The following is an 18,091-nucleotide window of genomic DNA, read 5'->3' as shown; positions in this document are numbered from 1 at the left end:
TAACCTCCTTGTTAAAACCTTACAATGTCAGTAAAATCATCCTTTTTAAGACTTGCTCCTCCAACTAGGGCTCCATCTATATCTGGTTGATTCATAATTTCTCTTACATTACCTGGCTTAACACTGCCTCCATACTGAATTCTTATTCCCTCTGCTATTTTTTCATTATATTTTTCTTCTATTATATTTCTAATAAAGGATATCATCTCATTTGCATCTTCACTGGAAGCAGTTCTCCCTGTTCCTATAGCCCATATAGGTTCATAAGCAAATACTATATCTTTCATTTCATTTTCATTTATTCCTTCTAATGAATTTATCACTTGTGTTTTTACTTTTTCTTCAGCTTTGTTTTCTTCTCTCTCTTCTAATGTTTCTCCAACACAAATTATAGGTTTAATATTATATTTCAAAGCAGCTTTTACTCTTTTATTAACTGTTTCATCAGTTTCATTAAAATACTGTCTTCTCTCAGAATGACCTATAATAGCATAATCTATTCCTATTTCTTTAAGCATTAATGGAGATATTTCACCAGTATAAGCTCCACTTTCTTCCCAATGTATATTTTGTGATCCTAGCTTAATATTACTTATTCCTAATTCTTTTTTTACACTATCTAAAGCTACAAATGGAACACAAACTAATACTTCAACATCAGTATTATCTCCTAAATCTTTAATCTTGTTAACAAAATCTATACCTTCTGATATAGTTTTATTCATTTTCCAGTTTCCTGCAATAATTGGTTTTCTCATAATCTAACCCCCTTATTTATTTTCTATTGCTACTATACCTGGTAAATCCTTACCTTCAAATAATTCTAATGAAGCTCCACCACCAGTAGATATATGAGTCATTTTATCATTCAACCCTGTTTTTTCTACAGCAGCAGCACTATCTCCACCACCGATTATTGTGATAGCATCTGAATTTGCTAAAGCTTTAGCTATTGCATTTGTTCCTTTAGCAAAGTTTGACATTTCAAATACACCCATTGGTCCATTCCATACAATAGTTTTTGCATTTTCAATCTCATTTGAAAATAATTCTATTGTTCCATTTCCAATATCTAATCCCATCATGTCTTCTGGAATTTTATTTGAGTCAACAGTTTCATACTCTGAATCATTCTTAAACTCTTTCGCTACAACATTATCTACAGGTAATAATAGGTTAACTTCTTTATTTTCAGCTTTCTGCATTAATTCTTTAGCTAAATCTACTTTATCTTCTTCTAATAAAGATGTTCCTACATCATATCCCTTTGCCTTATAAAAGGTATAAGCCATACCTCCTCCAATTATTAAACTGTCTACTTTTTCTAATAGATTTTCAATAACACCAATTTTATCTGATACTTTTGCTCCACCTAATATAGCTAAAAATGGTTTTTCAGGATTGGAAATAGCCTTCCCCATTATATCCATTTCTTTTTTTACTAGATATCCCATTGCAGAAGGTAAAAATTTCGTTACCCCTACATTAGATGCATGAGCTCTATGAGCTGTTCCAAAAGCATCGTTAACAAATAAATCCGCTAAAGAAGCTAAATCCTTAGCAAAGCTTTCTTCATTTTTCTTCTCTTCTTTTCTAAATCTAGTATTTTGAAGTAATACTATCTCTCCATCTTTCATTTCCGAAACAGCTTTTCTAGCACTCTCTCCAACCACTTCATCATCATCGGCAAACATAACTTCTTTACCCAATAAATTAGCTAATCTTTTTGCTACAGGTTCTAAACTAAATTCTTTTTTAACCTCACCTTTAGGTCTTCCTAAATGAGACATTAATATAATTTTTCCACCATTTTTAATTATGTACTCTATTGTAGGCAATGCGCTTCTAATTCTTCTATCATCAGTAATATTCTGATCTTTATCCATCGGAACATTAAAATCACATCTAACTAATACTCTTTTACCTGAAACATTTAAATCTTCTATAGATTTTTTATTAAGCATTAATTACACTCCTTTAAATTAATCAATATTCTTATTAGTGAAACCGGTTATATAGTATTTATATAACCGGTCAAAATTTATTATTAAAGTCCTTTTTGAGCAATGTATTTCGCTAAATCTACAACTCTTGAAGAATATCCCCACTCATTATCATACCATGATACTATTTTTACCATATTATCTCCTACAGTCATTGTTGATAATGCATCAATAATTGATGAATTAGAATCTCCTCTATAATCTACTGATACTAAAGGTTCTTCTGAATATCCTAATATACCTTTTAATTCTCCTTCTGCCGCTTCTTTCAATGCCTTATTTACTTCTTCAGCTGTTGCTGATTTTTCCAATTCGAATACTATATCAACCACTGAAACAGTTGGTGTAGGTACTCTCATAGCCATTCCATTCACTATTCCTTTAAGTTCAGGAATTACAAGACCTACAGCTTTAGCAGCCCCTGTAGTAGTAGGTATAATTGATTCCGCTGCTGCTCTTGCTCTTCTTAAATCTTTATGTCCTCCATCTAATATCTTTTGATCATTAGTATAAGAATGTACTGTAGTCATAAGACCTTTTTTAATACCAAATTTATCTAACACAACTTTCGCAAATGGTGCTAAACAGTTAGTAGTGCAAGATGCATTTGAAATTATATTATGACTATCTTTATCATAATCTTGTTCATTTACTCCCATAACAATTGTTACATCTTCATCTTTAGCTGGTGCTGATATAACTACTTTCTTTGCTCCTGCTTTAATATGTTTAGAAGCACCTTCCCTATCTCTAAATACACCTGTTGATTCTATAACTAAATCTACTCCAAGCTCTTTCCAAGGTAATTTTTCAGGATCTCTTTCACCAAAAATTTTAATTTTATTTCCATTTATTGTTATAGTATCACTTTCTACAGATACATCTCCGTCAAATTTACCGAAGCATGAATCATATTTAAATAAATGAGCTAAATCTTCTACTTTCCCAGGATTATTAACTGCTACAACTTCAAAATCTTTAACATTCTCCTCCATAACAACTCTTAATACATTTCTACCTATTCTTCCAAAACCATTAATTGCTACTTTCATAGTCATTAATAATTCCTCCTTATTTTTTATATTATTAAGCTTAAAGCTTATTTAACTATCTCTAATATTTCTCTTGCAGCACCTTCATCAATTATCAAAGTTATATCATTTCTTAATGCTGCAATGGCAATTATAGATTCAGCTTTTCTACTTCCTGCAGCAACACCTATTACATTTTTAATATTTTTAAAATCCTCTAAATTAAGTCCTACCGTATTGGATTCCATTATTATTTCTCCTTTGATATTGAAATAATAACCAAAAGCCTCAGCTACTGAACCTTTATTCTCTAATGATTCTATAACATCTTTAGACAAATTTCTTCTTTGAGCCATCGTATCTGATCTTCCTATTCCAAACACTAAAACATCTATTTTTTTTATAGAATCAATCAAAGATTTTATCTCATCAAATTTCATCAAAGTATCTAAAGCTTCTCTACCTATATTATCTGGTATATGTAATAATTTATAATTACCTCCTAATTTCTCTGCAATTTTTGCAGAAATATTGTTAGACTGAGTTTCTAAATTTCTACCAATCCCACCCCTTGCAGGTAATACTAATATGTCCTTAACAGAATTATTATCTGGCATCTCTTCAGCTATTTTAGCCATTGTAGTACCACCAGTTATACCTAATATATTATTATCATCTATTACATTAAATATGTGTCGTGATGCTTCATTTCCGATATCAGATAAAACATATTGGTCTTTGTCAAAATCTCCTTGTACTACAAATATATCTTTCAAATCAAGAATTTCCTTTAATTGATCTTCTAAATTTGATAAACCTTTTAATTGGTACATAAACTCCTTTAAATCTTCAATGATTTTAACTCCATCTTCAGTAATATTCATACCCATAGACTTAACTTCTAACAATTTTTGTTTCTTAAGAATATTAACTTCGCTTCTAACAACTCTTTCACCTAGATTCAAATAATTAGCTAATGTTCTTCTACCAATTGGTCTGTTATGATATATAATTCTTAAAATATTATATCTCTTATCTAATAATTCTATCATTTCAGGTATAATCTTTTTCTGAAAATTAATGATGTCATTCATAATTTACACTCCTGACAATAAATTTAAATATCCATTTAAATTTATTTTCACTATATTGATGGGTCTATATATGTCCCGTGTGATTTGTCTCTGTCCCATATATCACAAAAAAATATTTTTACAACTACCCCTTTACAATTAATTATAATTTAATGCTTTAAAAATTTCAAGGTAATAAAGAAAAAGATTTAGTTAAAACTAAATCTTTTAATATCTCCTACGTTTTGATGATGATGGAATATTCAATTCATCTCTATATTTAGCTACAGTTCTTCTTGAAATTTTTATATTTTTTTTCTTTAATATATCTGCAATTTTTTGATCACTTAATGGTTTTTTTGAATGTTCTTTATCTATAAGATCCTTTATCATACTCTTTATGCCAGTTGAAGCTACTCCTCCTTCTTCTGTATTTATTCCACTAGAGAAAAAATACTTTAATTCAAACATTCCTCTAGCAGTTTGAATATATTTACCATTTGTAGCTCTACTTACTGTTGATTCATGCATATCAATATCATCTGCTATTTCCTTTAATGTTAAAGGTTTTAAAAATTTATGACCTTTTTCAAAAAAATCACTCTGAAATTTCACGATTGCATTTACTACTTTATATATAGTCATTCTTCTTTGTTCTATACTTTTTATTAACCACATTGCTGAATTTAATTTATTGTTTATAAATTTAGATATATCATTATTTACTTGAGTACTTAACATGTTTTTATAGAAACTATTTATAGATAATCTAGGAGCCGTTATATCGTTTATAATTATTACATATTCCCCATCAATCTTTTCTAAAATAACATCAGGAGTAACATATTTAGTCTCTTCATCATCACTAGGAAAACCTCTTCCAGGTTTAGGTTCTAATGTCTTTATAATATCACATATTCCCTGTACCCTTTTAATGCCTAGATTTAAATCTTTAGCTATCTTATTTAATCTATTACTAGCTACATCCTCTAAATAATTATCTATTATTGACAATATATCTGAGCTATCATAATTTTTAGCCCTTAATTGTATCTTTAAACACTCTTTCAAATCCCTTGCTCCTATTCCTAAAGGATCAAAAGTTTGTATAATTTCTAATATATTCTGAACTTTATCTTTGCTTACATTTATCTCAGAAGCTATGTCTTCAATACTTATAGATAGATATCCATTATTATTTATATTTTCAATTATTTGTTTTCCTATACTTTTATCATTCTTATTAAATATTGTTAAATCTAACTGAAATAATAAATGCTTCTTCAAAGATCTTTCCTTAGAAATAAAATTTTCATAGTTATATTCTTTAGATTTTATATAACTACTTCTATAACTAATATCATCATATTGATTTGCATATTCTTTCCAATCAATATCATTTTCCATTTTATCAGAAATCTTATCAATATCTATATTCTCTTTATTATTCTTTATTTCCATTTCTATTAAAGGATTAATCTCCATCTCAGCATCTAAATATTCCCTAAGCTCAATACTATTAAATTGTAATAGCTTAATAGCCTGTCTTAATTCAGGAGTCATTACTAATTTTTGGGTCTGTTGTAAAGATAAATCAAATCCCAATCTCATATAATTCACCTCAAACTATTCTATATATAGTATATATATGTTATCCTACTTCTATTATACCAAAAGACCAAGCTTTCTCAAATAACAATGATAGAAAAATAAAAAATTAAGGCGATCATTAATGATCACCTTGACTTTTTATTCACCTTTCTCATATGCTTCACCACTAGCTGCAGGAGCAACGGATTTACCTACAAAACCTACAAGCACTACTAATGTTAACACATAAGGTAACATTGCTAACAATTGTGATGATATGTTTATTACACCAGCACCCCCAAGATATACTGTTAATCCTTGAGCTGCACCAAATAATAAACAAGCCCACATAGCTCCTTGTGGTTTCCATTTACCAAATATTACTGCTGCAAGAGCTATAAATCCTTGTCCAGATATCAAAGTAGGTCTAAAATTGGAAACAACAGCTATACTCATAGCAGCACCACCAAAACCTGCTAAAATACCTGATAATATAACTCCAAAATATCTAATTTTTGTTACACTTACACCTAATGTATCTGCTGAAGCTGGATGTTCTCCTACTGCTCTAATTCTCAATCCTAATTTAGTTTTATATAATGTATACCACATAACAAAGACTAATATAAAAGCTAAATATACAGTAGCATACTGATTAAAAATTATATCAGAAAATGAATTTGATCTGAATAGACCGTTTAATGGTCTAGGCATCTTGGCTGAAAAACTCAATGATTTAGTCATTGTAGAACCATTAAATAAAAGACGACTAATAAATAATGCTACACCAGGCCCTAAAAAATTAATTGCTATACCAGATACTACTTGGTCTGCATGAAATGTTACAGAAGCTATAGCATGTAATAATGCAAATATACCTCCTGCTAATCCTGCTGCTATAAACGCTATCCAAGGATTTCCTACATAATAGCCTACAGCTGCACCTATAAAAGCTCCTATAGTCATCATGCCTTCTAATCCAATATTAACAACTCCGGAATTTTCAGATATAACTCCTCCCAATGCCGTAAATAATAAAGGAGCTGCATACATCAATGAGGTTCCTATTATAAAACCTATATCATTTAGCATTTTTTTCACCTCGTTTTCTAGCATTCATAATTATCTTAAATAATTTTGGTATTGCTATAAACAGTACTATAGTTCCTATCATAATATCTACTACCTCTGAAGGAGCTCCTAAAGGAGGTTGAATCTTAGGTCCACCATATTGCAATGCTCCAAACAACAACCCGGAGAATATATTGCCAATAGCTGTAGTTCCACCTATAAGTGCAACTGCTATACCATCAAAGCCATATCCTTCCATTACAGGAAGCATTATTACATTTTTAGTTACTCCCATTACTTGTAATGCACCAGCACTACCTGCTAACGCACCTGCAATCATCATAGAAGTTATAATACTTTTTTCTACTTTAATACCACCATATTCAGCAGCATCTTTATTAAATCCTACTGCTCTTAATTCATATCCTAAAGTAGTTCTATTTAATATATACCATACTAATATAGCTAATAATATAGCTATAATAAATCCTAAATTAGCAGGTGCCGATAAAAAATCCTTTATATATGGATGTGCACTAAGCCATTCTCTTCCTGTTTCACTATATTTCCACTTTTCTAATATAGTTATACTTGCACTGTCTAGAATATCATAAGAAGATTCACTTTCTGGTCTTCTTAAAAATGGTCTCATTACTAAATAATTATTTAAATATAATGCTATCCAATTAAGCATTATAGTTGCTATAACCTCATGAACACCAAACTTTGCTTTTAGAAACCCTGCTATTCCACCCCAAAGGCCTGCTGCAATAGCAGCAAATAAAAACACCACTATAACATGTATAACTAAAGGTAATTCTAAAAAGTAACCAATTAATGTTGCAACTAAAGCACCTATAATATATTGTCCCTCGGCTCCAATATTAAATAATCCTGTTCTGAAAGCAAAAGTAACTGAAAGTCCTGTTATTATTAATGGTGTTGCATATATAATTGCATAAGATATATATTTAGTCCTACTAAACACTCCATCTATCATGATTCTATAAGCTTGGACAGGATTAAAACCAGCAATTAAAAGAACTATTGCCCCAACTAATAAACCCATTATTATTGAAAGTATTGTAAATGTTAATTTACTAGATAAAATTCTCTGTCTAATACTATATTTATTCCCTCTATTATTCTCCATCTTTTCCACCTCCTGCCATCATCAAGCCTAAGGTTTTTTCGTCTGCATCTTTAGCATCTATTATTCCAACAATTTTTCCCTCATATATAACTGCAATCCTATCTGAAACATTCATTATCTCATCAAGCTCTAATGATACTAAAAAAACGGCCTTCCCTTTATCTCTTTGTTCTACCAATGCATTATGAACATATTCTATAGCTCCCACATCTAACCCTCTAGTTGGTTGTGATGCTATCAATAAATCAGGATCATTAGTAACTTCCCTTGCAATTATTACTTTTTGTTGATTTCCTCCAGATAATGCTTTAGCTTTTATTTTCTCATTCTCTGGTCTAACATCAAATCTCTTAATTAAATCTTTTGCAAAATTTTCTATATTATTATAACTAAGGATTCCCCTTTTAGAAAAAGGTTCCTTATGATAATTTTCTAAAATCATATTCTCTGCCATACTAAAATCTAATACTAATCCTCTTTTTTGCCTATCCTCAGGAATTACTGCTACATTATTATCTAAAACTTCTTTTGGTGATTTATTTGTTATATCCTTTCCATTCATAAAAATTTTACCTGAGTCTACATATCTTAAACCATTTAAAGCTTCTATTAATTCTGATTGCCCGTTTCCGTCTATTCCCGCCAAACCTAATATTTCTCCAGAATTTATCTCTAAGGACAATCCATCTACCGCATTAATTCCCCTATTATCTTTTACTACTAAATTATCTATCTTAATACTTGTGTTCCCCTTTTCTCTTTCCTTTTTTACTACTTTAAAATTAACTTCTCTTCCCACCATTTTAGATGCTAAATCATCTTCGCTTGTCTCAGACACTTTAACAGTATCTATACGTTTTCCTCTTCTAATTATTGTACAATAATTAGAAGTCATTTTTATTTCCTTTAACTTATGAGTGATTATTATTATTGTTTTTCCCTGTTCTGTTAAACTTCTTATTATTTCTATTAAATCTTCAATCTCCTGAGGTGTTAATACTGCAGTAGGCTCATCTAATATAAGTATTTCTGCACCTCTATATAAAGCCTTAAGAATCTCAACTCTTTGCTGCATACCCACGCTTATATCTTGTATCTTAGCATTAGGGTCTACATAAAGTCCATATTTATCTGATAATTTTTTTACATCTTCCACAGCTTTTTTCATGTCTAAACTTATTCCTCTTGTTGTTTCCATACCTAAGATAATGTTTTCCGCTACAGTAAAAGGTTGAACTAACATGAAATGCTGATGTACCATACCTATTCCTTTTTTAATGGCTACATTTGGATCTTCTATACTAGTTTTTTCTTCTCTAATATAGATTTCTCCTGATGTAGGTTGATACAGACCATAAAGCACATTCATAAGAGTAGTTTTACCTGCACCATTTTCACCTAATAGTGCATGAACTTCTCCTTTGTGTACTGTAAGGTTTATATTGTCATTAGCTGTAAAGTCTCCAAACTTTTTAGTTATATTTTTCATTTCTACAACTTTATGATTAAAGTCTATGTTGCTCAATATATTAACCTCCTATTCTAAAATGCCTAAACAGCTCAGGCATAACCTGAGCTGTCTAGTATTTATCAGATTAAAGCTTATTTGTTATTCTCTTGCCATTCTTCATAAGTTTCTTCATTAAATGGTACTTCAATTTCACCATCTATAATCATTTGTTTTATATCTTCAACTTCAGCTAAAATATCCTCTGGAACATGCTTATCAGAAGTAGGTGCAATACCAACTCCACCATCTTCTAATCCATAATAAATAGTTTCTCCACCAGGGAATTCACCATTTTGTAATTCCTTAGCCATATTATATACTGCAGAATCTATACGCTTCATTGCTGATGTTAATACATTATCAGGAGCTAAATCATTTTGGTCTCTATCTACTCCAATTACCCATTTATCTTGCTCTTTAGCTGCTTCTATAACACCATCACCTACTCCACCAGCCGCATGGAATACTACATCTACACCATCTTGATACATAGAGTTAGCTATTGATTTTCCTTTAGCTGCATCTGTAAATGATTCAGCATATTGTCTAAGTATTTCTACATCTGAATTTGCATATTGTACTCCTGCATGGAATCCATAATCAAATCTATCAATTACGGCTCCTGCTTGACCTCCAACAAAACCTACTTTATTAGTTTCAGTCATCTTTCCAGCTATGTATCCTACTAAAAAAGAACTTTGCTCGTCTCTAAATAATACACCAACTACATTATCTGGAGTTTCATCTTCATAGTCAAAATCAATAATTGCATAATTTTGGTCTACATTCATTTCAGCAGCCTCTTTAATATCTTCTGCCATTTTATAACCTATACCCCAAATTAAATCATTTCCTTGATCTAAAAGTTCCTCTAAATTTGGAGCATAATCAGAATCCTTACTTGACTCCTTATAAGAAGTATCAAATCCTATTTCCTTTTCTACTTTTTGATGACCTTCCCAAGCTGACTGATTAAAAGATTGGTCAGATATTCCTCCAGTATCAGTAACCATTGCCATACTCATTGTTTCTTCATTATCATTACCAGCATCAGAACCATTATCATCAGTATCATTATCTGTATCTGGTGTACTACATGCTACAACAGAAAATGCTAATACCAATACTAATAATAATGCTAAACATTTCTTCAACATCTAATACCCTCCTTAATTTTTAAAAATTTAGAACTTTAATCTAGAATTATTTATATCCTAATAAAAGTTCTTTTAAACCATTAATTAAGAGAATAAATAATTAAAATTATTTATTCTCTTAACAAAAATTATAGCATAGATTTTAAAAATTGTATAATACATTACGTTAATGCTTTAAAATTAACATGGATCTGATTCTTGAGTTGTATACTCTGCTTTTCTAAGCACTTCAATAGCCTTTGATAATTTATCTTCATTAACCATAACTATAGGTCCAGTACATCCCATACCACTCTCAGCATATATACCATTTTTCCACAATTCCTTAACAGCATCTTCTAACTCCATGATATCTATACCTGATATGGACCCAGTTACAATTTCTTTTTTAGGAGCTACAATATCTTCATCAGAATTACTAGATTTATTTTTTTCTTTAGTTAAAGCTTTTAAAATACCTTCATATTTTGCATCTTTTGCTTTCTTGTGTTCATCCTTAGATATTTCCAAAATATTACCTTTAGCAAGTTTAGCAGCATATTCAATAGCATTTGCTACCACAGGAATCCCTGAAGCCCTTGAAAGTATAAGAATATTTTTCTTATATCCATCTCCTATTCCAGGACCATATCCATATCCTAAAGCTTCATAACTTCCTCCTGTATTAAAAGAAGAAAATATCTTCATAAGAAGGTTTCCTGTCAAACTATCAGTAATCATCACATCTGGTGTTCCAGTAAGCAAATCATTTCCTCTCATTATGGAGCCACCGTCTTTCCTCATCGATTCAGAGAAATTAATTTCATATCCATTATCAGATAATTCTTTTAATGCTCTTTCAACCTGTCTTGCTCCATCTACATTAAGAATTCCCACTAAAGGTTCTTTTATACCCATTGATTTAGCTGTAATAATACCATACAAACCATTTTTTACCATAGCTTCTACCCTATGAGGAGACGATGTCCCGGTAGTTGTAGCAATATACATTTCCTTTCCTATCCCAGGTGTTATAACTCTACCTACAGTTGATACACCTATTGGAAAATTATAATGCATAGTTACAGCTGCATCTATTTCTTTAGAGTCTAATAATTCCTCCATTTTTTTATGTTGTTCTTCTTCTGTTTCAGCTTCTACTATTTTCAATTTTGTATCCACTTTTGGACCAATAAGAATAACTTCATAAGAACCACTTCTTCCTGAAGCTAATTCTGCACCTTTCACAATATTTTCTATGCCATGTTCACTTCCTAATAATGTTATACCTACTTTTATCTTCTCAGCAAATTTACCAGTTTCTATTCCAGTAGCAATATCGTTAAATATCTTTCCTATTAATCCTTTTACTTTATCTTCATTCATAATTTCACCCCCTACTATTTTAATAGGTGTGATGCAAAATCTCTCATAGCTTCTGCCACCATTGATCTGATTTTTTCTTCAGATACTCCTGTAGCTTCATCTAATACACCATTATTTTTTTCAATTACTACAGATACTCCATCAAATAGATTAGTCATTCTACCTAAGAATAAACTACCTTTACCTACTATCATTGCTCTATTTATATTTCCATCAAGCATATCCTTCCTAGCAAAGCCTACATAAGGAACTCCTGATGGAATATGCCCTTGAGTTGGTGCCCATCCAGGTAAACCATGACCAGTTACAAAATTCATTAATTCTTTTCTATCAATTTCTTTTCTCTTAACTCCTAATGCACCTATCATTTTATAATTTGATGTAGGAACATCACCAGCTCCTGCCGGTTTCGTAATATCTGGATTTTGCATTTCCACTGAATATTTATCTATATCTGTAATTTTCAAATCTCCTTTATCTAATGGAGTTGTTATTAAAGATGTAATAACAGCTTGAGGTGAAGAACCAGTCCCTACTGTATGTCTTCCTACTAAATCAGTTCTTATAATAGGATTAACTCCATCATTCTTGCTTACTAATATAGCAAAACCTCCTAATACATCCTCTAATATAGGCATATCTTTCTTTATATGATCTTTACCATTCATACCTAATTTAGCAGTAGCACCACCAGCAACAATAACTACATTTTCATAAATTTCCGATTGAACTAATGCAGCTGCTTCTATTAATGAATGAGTAGGAGCTGCACAAAAACCTCTTGTATCTGAACCTGTAGCATTTATACAACCTGATATCTCTGCTATCGATTTAGCAAAATTCCCTCCACCTCTCTGATTCATATCTCCACATGCTTCTTCTGAACATTCTATAACATAGTCAATATCTTCTGGATTAATACTATTTTTTTCTAATAAATTAAGCATAGATAATACTCCTGAAGCTTTAACAACTAAATTTTCAAATATTACATGAGCATTAAGATTTGGATCAATGTCATGAGCTCTTTTAATACATCCTACTACATTTCCATCATTGTATAGAGCTTCTGCATGATTCTCTTTTATTTCTTTTTCTATAATTGATATTTCTTCACCATCTTTTAATTTCTCTATAAGCTCATTCGTAAATATAGGATGTTTAGTCAACTTATCTTTTATAGTATTTATAAAAGAACTTTCTAATACTACAAGATCAAATACATCGACTATCTTCATTAGACCTATGAATTCATCTTGAGGCATTATTTCACCAAATTTACCATATCTGTCTGCTCCTTCAATTTTCTTATCATACCATGGAAGATTATAATCTCTTAATTCTTCTGGTGTCATATTACCTATATAAGTTTGATTTGCAGGATAACTAATGACTTCATCATAACTTCTTAAATGTTTATCAATTTTTTTTAGATATTCTGATTCTGGATTTACATGTCTTTCTATAGTTTGAGTAGTACCATTATGCATTACCATATCTGGTGTATGCACTAATACATAAGATGACCCTTTTATTACTGAATATGACATGATATTCACCTCCGAAAATTATTAATTAGATGTTTTAAAAAAGGGTGATATTTCTATCACCCTTATAATTTTATTCAAATACTTTTTGACCATCAACTTCAATTTCAAGAGCTTTTAATGCTCTTTCAACCAAACTTTTTCTTAAAGCTTTTTCTTCATCTTTATCTAAGTTTGGATCTCCTAAGGGATGAGGAATTGCAATAGTTGGAACAATTCTATTAGCACCAACTGTTAATGATATAGGTACTACAGTACACATATGAACTACTGGCAAACCTGCTCTTTCAATTTCTTTAACCATTGTCGCACCGCAACGTGTACAGGTGCCTCAGGTAGAAGTTAATATAACTGCATTTACTCCATCAGCTATAAGCTCCTTAGCAAATTCTTCTGCAAATGCCTTAGCACTAGCAACAGCAGTTCCATTTCCAGTAGTAGTATAGAAATATCTATGAAGTTCTCCTATTTTACCTTCATTTTCTAAATCTCTTAATACATCTACAGGAAGTACTCTATCTGCATCTTCATTTGCATAAACTGGGTCATACCCTCCATGAGCTGTTTCATAAGTTTCACTAGTTAAATCACTAATTCCTTGAATATCATACTTACCATATTTAGAGGCACTAGATGATTCTATATGATCAGGATTTCCTTTAGGAACAATACCGCCTGAAGTCACTAAAGCAACCTTTGATTTAGATATATCTTTGATAGCAGGATTTGGATCTACTCTATCAAAATTTGGCATTGGAAATTCAGTTTCATACTTTTCTTTATTTAGCTTTTTGATAAGCATATCTACAGCTCTAGTAGACCCTCTCTTATCAGCAAAATAATTTTTCCTATTTCCTCTAGCCATATATCCTTCTTCATTTGGGGAACCAATATCTTCTCCCTTAGCAAGTTTAATTGCAAAAGGAGCCATAGTTTTAATAGCTTTTCTCATTCCTGCAGCACTATTTTTTGTATGCATTATATAAATATCCTTCTTAAACATATCAGCACCAGGATTTTCCTCGTACATACCGCTTAATACCGGTATACTAAGCTCTTCTTTTACTGCATTAGCTATAGTTCCACATGCTACACCATATCTTCCAGCATTGAAGGCAGGACCTGCAATAAATAAGTCAGGCCTATACTTTCTTACCATGTCAATAATTTCAGATTTCGCTTTATCAATATTTTCATTAAAATATGAATCTCCACATATTATGGTAGCTACTATTTCAGCTTCATCACCAAATCTTTTATTAAACTCCATACCAGGACCTACAATTGACTCTCTCACCTCTGGCTTATAATCTGCTTTTTCTTCACCACCAATACCAGCGAAAAACTGATTAATATAATGTACTATTTTTATTTTACTCATTATTTCCCCCCTCTCAAAATTTTCGGGTATATTTATTAATCATCAAATTTACAAAACTCTTCTCTAATATCTGTCATTTCTTCAATGATTTCGTCTACTTCAAGAACCATCTCCATCATTCCGATTTGATCTTCATATACATCAGAATCTACTTCATCTTTAAATTGTGGTTCAACGGCATGATATACTCTAAGTCCTAACTGGACTCCTGCTAATGGACCTGCAAAAGTTGGGTCTCCAGCTGTTACAGTTTCTGCAGCTAATCCTGCAGCTTCTGCTTCAGCAGCACCTAAAACAACGATTACATTTTCTGCACCATGTTTTTCAGTTATTTCTTTAACCCTTTTTTGATTTTCTAAGTCCATTGCTCCTGCGGCAGTTCAGACAAAACACTCAGTTGATGAAAATACTATTTCTGCTCCTGTTGACTTTAAGCATTCTTCCATAGCAGGACCTGGTATGCCATCTCTGTCCCCTATGATGACTACTTTTTTACCATCATATAAGCTCATCTATAACATCCTTTCTTTTTCTAATTTTAAATTAAAATCCTTTAGCTGTTAACTCATTGAAACCTAATTCATTAGTAGCTCCAGTTATAGCCTGTATCTCTACAACTATACTACCATCATCCTCAAGACTTCCATCAAAGCCTCCTGCAATTTTATCCACAACACTAATATCTCCTATAATCTTATTCATTGGTGGTAATTTAATAACTTCATTAGCATTTCCACCAGTTACAACTGCATCAGCTTTAGGATCAGCATCTGCGAGAGATTGACTTCCACCATCTCTTCCAGCATATTCATCTGTAATTATTACAGTATCTATGCCTTTCTCTTCAATCTTTTTACAATTCATGATTAAATCAGTATCTGGATTACCAAACCCTTCTTGAGATATTATAACTCCATCTACCCCAAGATATTCAGCTAATTTAGCTGTCCAGTTAGAAGATCTTTCTTTATCAGCAAGATATACATTTTCATTAGTGATAATCATACCAACAAAATTTATTTCTTTACCATGTTTTTCAAATAAATCATGAATTACTGGATTGTTTAAATGATGATAAGTTGTGTTCTTATCACATGCAGAAACACAATTTCCACTAATTATTGCACCATCCATTATTTCGGTTGGATTAATTAATGTAGATAATGTTTTCTTTGCATCTACTCCATATATATACGTATCATGCATCAAACCTTGACTCTGAAGCATTTGTACATATGCAACCTTTGGAAGCTCTGGATATTTTTCTATACTTTTTATTAATGGTAATGTCTCATAAGTATTTACTTCATCTGGCTCAACATTTCTACCAACTTCACCTAAATATTTAGAAGACTTTAATCCTACCATCCTTAATGTTTTTTCGTGTTCATGTTGTTTTAATCCTTCCTTCACATCACAAGAAATAACAACATTATTTAATTTAGAAAATGGTGTGTAATCAGCTCCCGGACCAGTCATATCCACGATTCCCTCTTGGAATGCAACAATTTTACCTGTTGTAACAACTGCAGCTCCTTTAAGAACGTGAGTCCTACCAGTCCCTACTGTTTCCACCTTTGATAATACTCCCGGGAAAATACTCCCTGGACCTTCTACCTTAACTCTAGGTTCAATTACATCCTTTACAGGTGTAATTCTAATGCTTTCACCTGGTCTAGCCATCTCTATGCTCACATCTACGATATTCTCATCTTCTAATAATAAATTAGTGAGTTCTTCTTTGTTCACATAAAGTACGCCATCAACAATCTTTGTTCCTTTTCCAAATTGTATATCCTTTATAAGGATATTGCCTAATTCCAGGCGCATACATTTCACCTCCTCTTTTTGTTTGACTAAGACTATATATAGTCTTAGAAAATTTATATATATTTTTTAATCATTTCTTCAATTTTTTCTGGTTTAGCATCATCCTTAGTTAATTCGTCAACTTTTTCTCCACCTTTATATATTGTAATCGTAGGGAGTCCTAATACCTTTTGCTTTATTGCTAATCTTCTTGCTGATGAAGTATCGAGTTTAACAAATTTCACATCTTCACCATATTTATTCTCTAATTCTTCTACATGAGGCATTAAAGCTTTACATGGTTCACAGCTTTTCCCCCAAAAATCTACAAGCACATACCCTTCAGCTTGTAAAACTTCTTCTTCAAATGTCTTTTTATCTACATCTAACATCTCATAACCTCCTTAATTTATTATAAAATAGGAAAATAATTATTCTCCAAAATTATTTTCAATATATTTTTCTGCTTGAATTGCAGAAATAGCACCATCTGATGTTGCAGTTACAACCTGTCTTAAGCTTTTCTTTCTACAGTCTCCAGCAACAAAAACTCCTGATATATTAGTATTCATATTCTCATCACCAATTATATAACCTCTATCATCCATATCTATTGTTCCTTTAAATAATTCAGTTTGTGGAATATATCCAACCATTACAAATATTCCAAACATACCATCTTCTTCATTTGCTACAATTTCTTTTTCTTCTCCAGTTTCTCTATTTCTTAATATCATTGATTCAACAATACCGTCACCTTTGATTTCTTTTACTTCTGTATTCCAAATAAAATCTATTTTATCATTTTTAAATGCTTTTTCTTGAATTGATTTAGCTGCTCTTAATTCATCTCTTCTATGAACAATAGTAACTTTTCTAGCAAATTTTGATATGAATAAAGATTCTTCAACTGCTGTATCTCCTCCACCAATCACATACACATCAAAATCTTGGAAGAATGCTGCATCACAAGTAGCACAATAAGATACTCCTTTTCCAGTAAGTTCTTTTTCTCCTTTTGCTCCTAGCAGTCTAGGTTTTGCTCCTGTAGCTACTATTACAGATTTGGCTTTATATTCACCTTTATCTCCCTTAACAACTTTTATCTTATCTTCTAGATTTATCTCTTTTATCTCATCAGTTTTTCTTTCCACTCCAAAGCTATCTACTTGCTCAACCATTCTTGCAATTAATTTAGGTCCTGTAGGATCTTCTATTGATCCTGGATAGTTTTCTATTTCCTCTGTAGTAACTATCTGTCCCCCAGCTTTTTCTTTTTCCAATATCAAAGTATTTAATCTTGCTCTTCCTGCATATAATCCAGCAGAAAGTCCAGCTGGACCAGATCCTATTATTACAACATCATACGTTTTTTCCATTAAACTCAACTCCTTTTTATAT

16 protein-coding genes are annotated in these 18,091 nt (G+C 31.2%); all 16 read right to left on the bottom strand.

Going from position 1 to position 18,091, the window contains the following annotated elements; all coding sequences use genetic code 11:
- Positions 1-11: 11 nt before the first annotated feature.
- Positions 12-758, bottom strand: coding sequence for a triose-phosphate isomerase (gene tpiA / locus GOQ29_RS13395; protein ID WP_203373170.1), 747 nt, complete (start codon positions 756-758; stop codon positions 12-14).
- Positions 759-770: 12 nt separating this feature from the next.
- Positions 771-1,964: a phosphoglycerate kinase gene (locus GOQ29_RS13390; protein ID WP_203373169.1), complete on the bottom strand. Its 1,194-nt coding sequence runs from the start codon at positions 1,962-1,964 to the stop codon at positions 771-773.
- Positions 1,965-2,047: 83 nt separating this feature from the next.
- Positions 2,048-3,061, bottom strand: coding sequence for a type I glyceraldehyde-3-phosphate dehydrogenase (gene gap, locus GOQ29_RS13385; RefSeq protein ID WP_203373168.1), 1,014 nt, complete (start codon positions 3,059-3,061; stop codon positions 2,048-2,050).
- Positions 3,062-3,102: 41 nt separating this feature from the next.
- On the bottom strand, positions 3,103-4,128 hold the full coding sequence (locus tag GOQ29_RS13380) for a sugar-binding transcriptional regulator (RefSeq protein ID WP_203373167.1): 1,026 nt from the start codon (positions 4,126-4,128) through the stop codon (positions 3,103-3,105).
- A 207-nt stretch (positions 4,129-4,335) separates the two neighbouring features.
- On the bottom strand, positions 4,336-5,718 hold the full coding sequence (rpoN, locus tag GOQ29_RS13375; protein ID WP_203373166.1) for an RNA polymerase factor sigma-54: 1,383 nt from the start codon (positions 5,716-5,718) through the stop codon (positions 4,336-4,338).
- 138 nt (positions 5,719-5,856) lie between these two features.
- Positions 5,857-6,789 (bottom strand): ABC transporter permease, encoded by a 933-nt coding sequence (locus GOQ29_RS13370; RefSeq protein WP_203373165.1) that lies wholly within the window; start codon positions 6,787-6,789, stop codon positions 5,857-5,859.
- Positions 6,779-7,921, bottom strand: coding sequence for an ABC transporter permease (locus GOQ29_RS13365; RefSeq protein ID WP_203373164.1), 1,143 nt, complete (start codon positions 7,919-7,921; stop codon positions 6,779-6,781). Before GOQ29_RS13365 ends, GOQ29_RS13370 begins: the two co-directional genes overlap by 11 nt.
- The gene (locus GOQ29_RS13360; protein WP_203373189.1) at positions 7,911-9,410 is read right to left on the bottom strand and encodes an ABC transporter ATP-binding protein; all 1,500 of its coding nucleotides are present in this window, start codon (positions 9,408-9,410) and stop codon (positions 7,911-7,913) included. Before GOQ29_RS13360 ends, GOQ29_RS13365 begins: the two co-directional genes overlap by 11 nt.
- A 113-nt stretch (positions 9,411-9,523) precedes the next feature.
- Entirely contained in the window at positions 9,524-10,588 is a 1,065-nt protein-coding gene (locus tag GOQ29_RS13355) for a BMP family lipoprotein (protein WP_203373163.1), read from the bottom strand.
- Positions 10,589-10,768: 180 nt separating this feature from the next.
- Positions 10,769-11,953 carry a glycine/sarcosine/betaine reductase complex component C subunit alpha gene (gene grdD, locus GOQ29_RS13350; protein WP_203373162.1) on the bottom strand — a complete coding sequence of 395 codons (1,185 nt, stop codon included), beginning with the start codon at positions 11,951-11,953 and terminating at the stop codon, positions 10,769-10,771.
- A 14-nt stretch (positions 11,954-11,967) separates the two neighbouring features.
- Positions 11,968-13,503: a glycine/sarcosine/betaine reductase complex component C subunit beta gene (gene grdC / locus GOQ29_RS13345; RefSeq protein WP_203373161.1), complete on the bottom strand. Its 1,536-nt coding sequence runs from the start codon at positions 13,501-13,503 to the stop codon at positions 11,968-11,970.
- 70 nt (positions 13,504-13,573) lie between these two features.
- On the bottom strand, positions 13,574-14,881 hold the full coding sequence (gene grdB, locus GOQ29_RS13340; RefSeq protein ID WP_203373160.1) for a glycine reductase complex selenoprotein B: 1,308 nt from the start codon (positions 14,879-14,881) through the stop codon (positions 13,574-13,576).
- Between the two features lie 35 nt (positions 14,882-14,916).
- Complete coding sequence (grdA, locus tag GOQ29_RS13335; protein ID WP_203373159.1) at positions 14,917-15,393, bottom strand: glycine/sarcosine/betaine reductase complex selenoprotein A; 477 nt, start codon at positions 15,391-15,393, stop codon at positions 14,917-14,919.
- A 31-nt stretch (positions 15,394-15,424) separates the two neighbouring features.
- Positions 15,425-16,711: a glycine/sarcosine/betaine reductase component B subunit gene (locus GOQ29_RS13330; RefSeq protein WP_203373158.1), complete on the bottom strand. Its 1,287-nt coding sequence runs from the start codon at positions 16,709-16,711 to the stop codon at positions 15,425-15,427.
- 53 nt (positions 16,712-16,764) lie between these two features.
- Positions 16,765-17,082: a thioredoxin TrxA gene (gene trxA, locus GOQ29_RS13325; RefSeq protein ID WP_203373157.1), complete on the bottom strand. Its 318-nt coding sequence runs from the start codon at positions 17,080-17,082 to the stop codon at positions 16,765-16,767.
- 39 nt (positions 17,083-17,121) lie between these two features.
- A complete protein-coding gene (gene trxB / locus GOQ29_RS13320; protein ID WP_203373156.1) occupies positions 17,122-18,069 on the bottom strand; it encodes a thioredoxin-disulfide reductase in 948 nt (315 codons plus the stop codon).
- Positions 18,070-18,091 lie beyond the last annotated feature (22 nt).

Source organism: Anaeromonas gelatinilytica, from assembly GCF_016820635.1.
Classification (GTDB): Bacteria; Bacillota; Clostridia; order Tissierellales; family SIT17; genus Anaeromonas; species Anaeromonas gelatinilytica.
Note: the sequence above shows the minus strand (reverse complement) of the source record. Positions and strands in the feature narration are given on the sequence as shown.

Bases quoted from the DNA above. Each gene is read 5' to 3' on its own strand.
- tpiA (WP_203373170.1), bottom strand. From the start codon at position 758: ATGAGAAAACCAATTATTGCAGGAAACTGGAAAATGAATAAAACTATA.
- GOQ29_RS13390 (WP_203373169.1), bottom strand. From the start codon at position 1,964: ATGCTTAATAAAAAATCTATAGAAGATTTAAATGTTTCAGGTAAAAGA.
- gap (WP_203373168.1), bottom strand. From the start codon at position 3,061: ATGACTATGAAAGTAGCAATTAATGGTTTTGGAAGAATAGGTAGAAAT.
- GOQ29_RS13380 (WP_203373167.1), bottom strand. From the start codon at position 4,128: ATGAATGACATCATTAATTTTCAGAAAAAGATTATACCTGAAATGATA.
- rpoN (WP_203373166.1), bottom strand. From the start codon at position 5,718: ATGAGATTGGGATTTGATTTATCTTTACAACAGACCCAAAAATTAGTA.
- GOQ29_RS13370 (WP_203373165.1), bottom strand. From the start codon at position 6,789: ATGCTAAATGATATAGGTTTTATAATAGGAACCTCATTGATGTATGCA.
- GOQ29_RS13365 (WP_203373164.1), bottom strand. From the start codon at position 7,921: ATGGAGAATAATAGAGGGAATAAATATAGTATTAGACAGAGAATTTTA.
- GOQ29_RS13360 (WP_203373189.1), bottom strand. From the start codon at position 9,410: ATGAAAAATATAACTAAAAAGTTTGGAGACTTTACAGCTAATGACAAT.
- GOQ29_RS13355 (WP_203373163.1), bottom strand. From the start codon at position 10,588: ATGTTGAAGAAATGTTTAGCATTATTATTAGTATTGGTATTAGCATTT.
- grdD (WP_203373162.1), bottom strand. From the start codon at position 11,953: ATGAATGAAGATAAAGTAAAAGGATTAATAGGAAAGATATTTAACGAT.
- grdC (WP_203373161.1), bottom strand. From the start codon at position 13,503: ATGTCATATTCAGTAATAAAAGGGTCATCTTATGTATTAGTGCATACA.
- GOQ29_RS13330 (WP_203373158.1), bottom strand. From the start codon at position 16,711: ATGCGCCTGGAATTAGGCAATATCCTTATAAAGGATATACAATTTGGA.
- trxA (WP_203373157.1), bottom strand. From the start codon at position 17,082: ATGTTAGATGTAGATAAAAAGACATTTGAAGAAGAAGTTTTACAAGCT.
- trxB (WP_203373156.1), bottom strand. From the start codon at position 18,069: ATGGAAAAAACGTATGATGTTGTAATAATAGGATCTGGTCCAGCTGGA.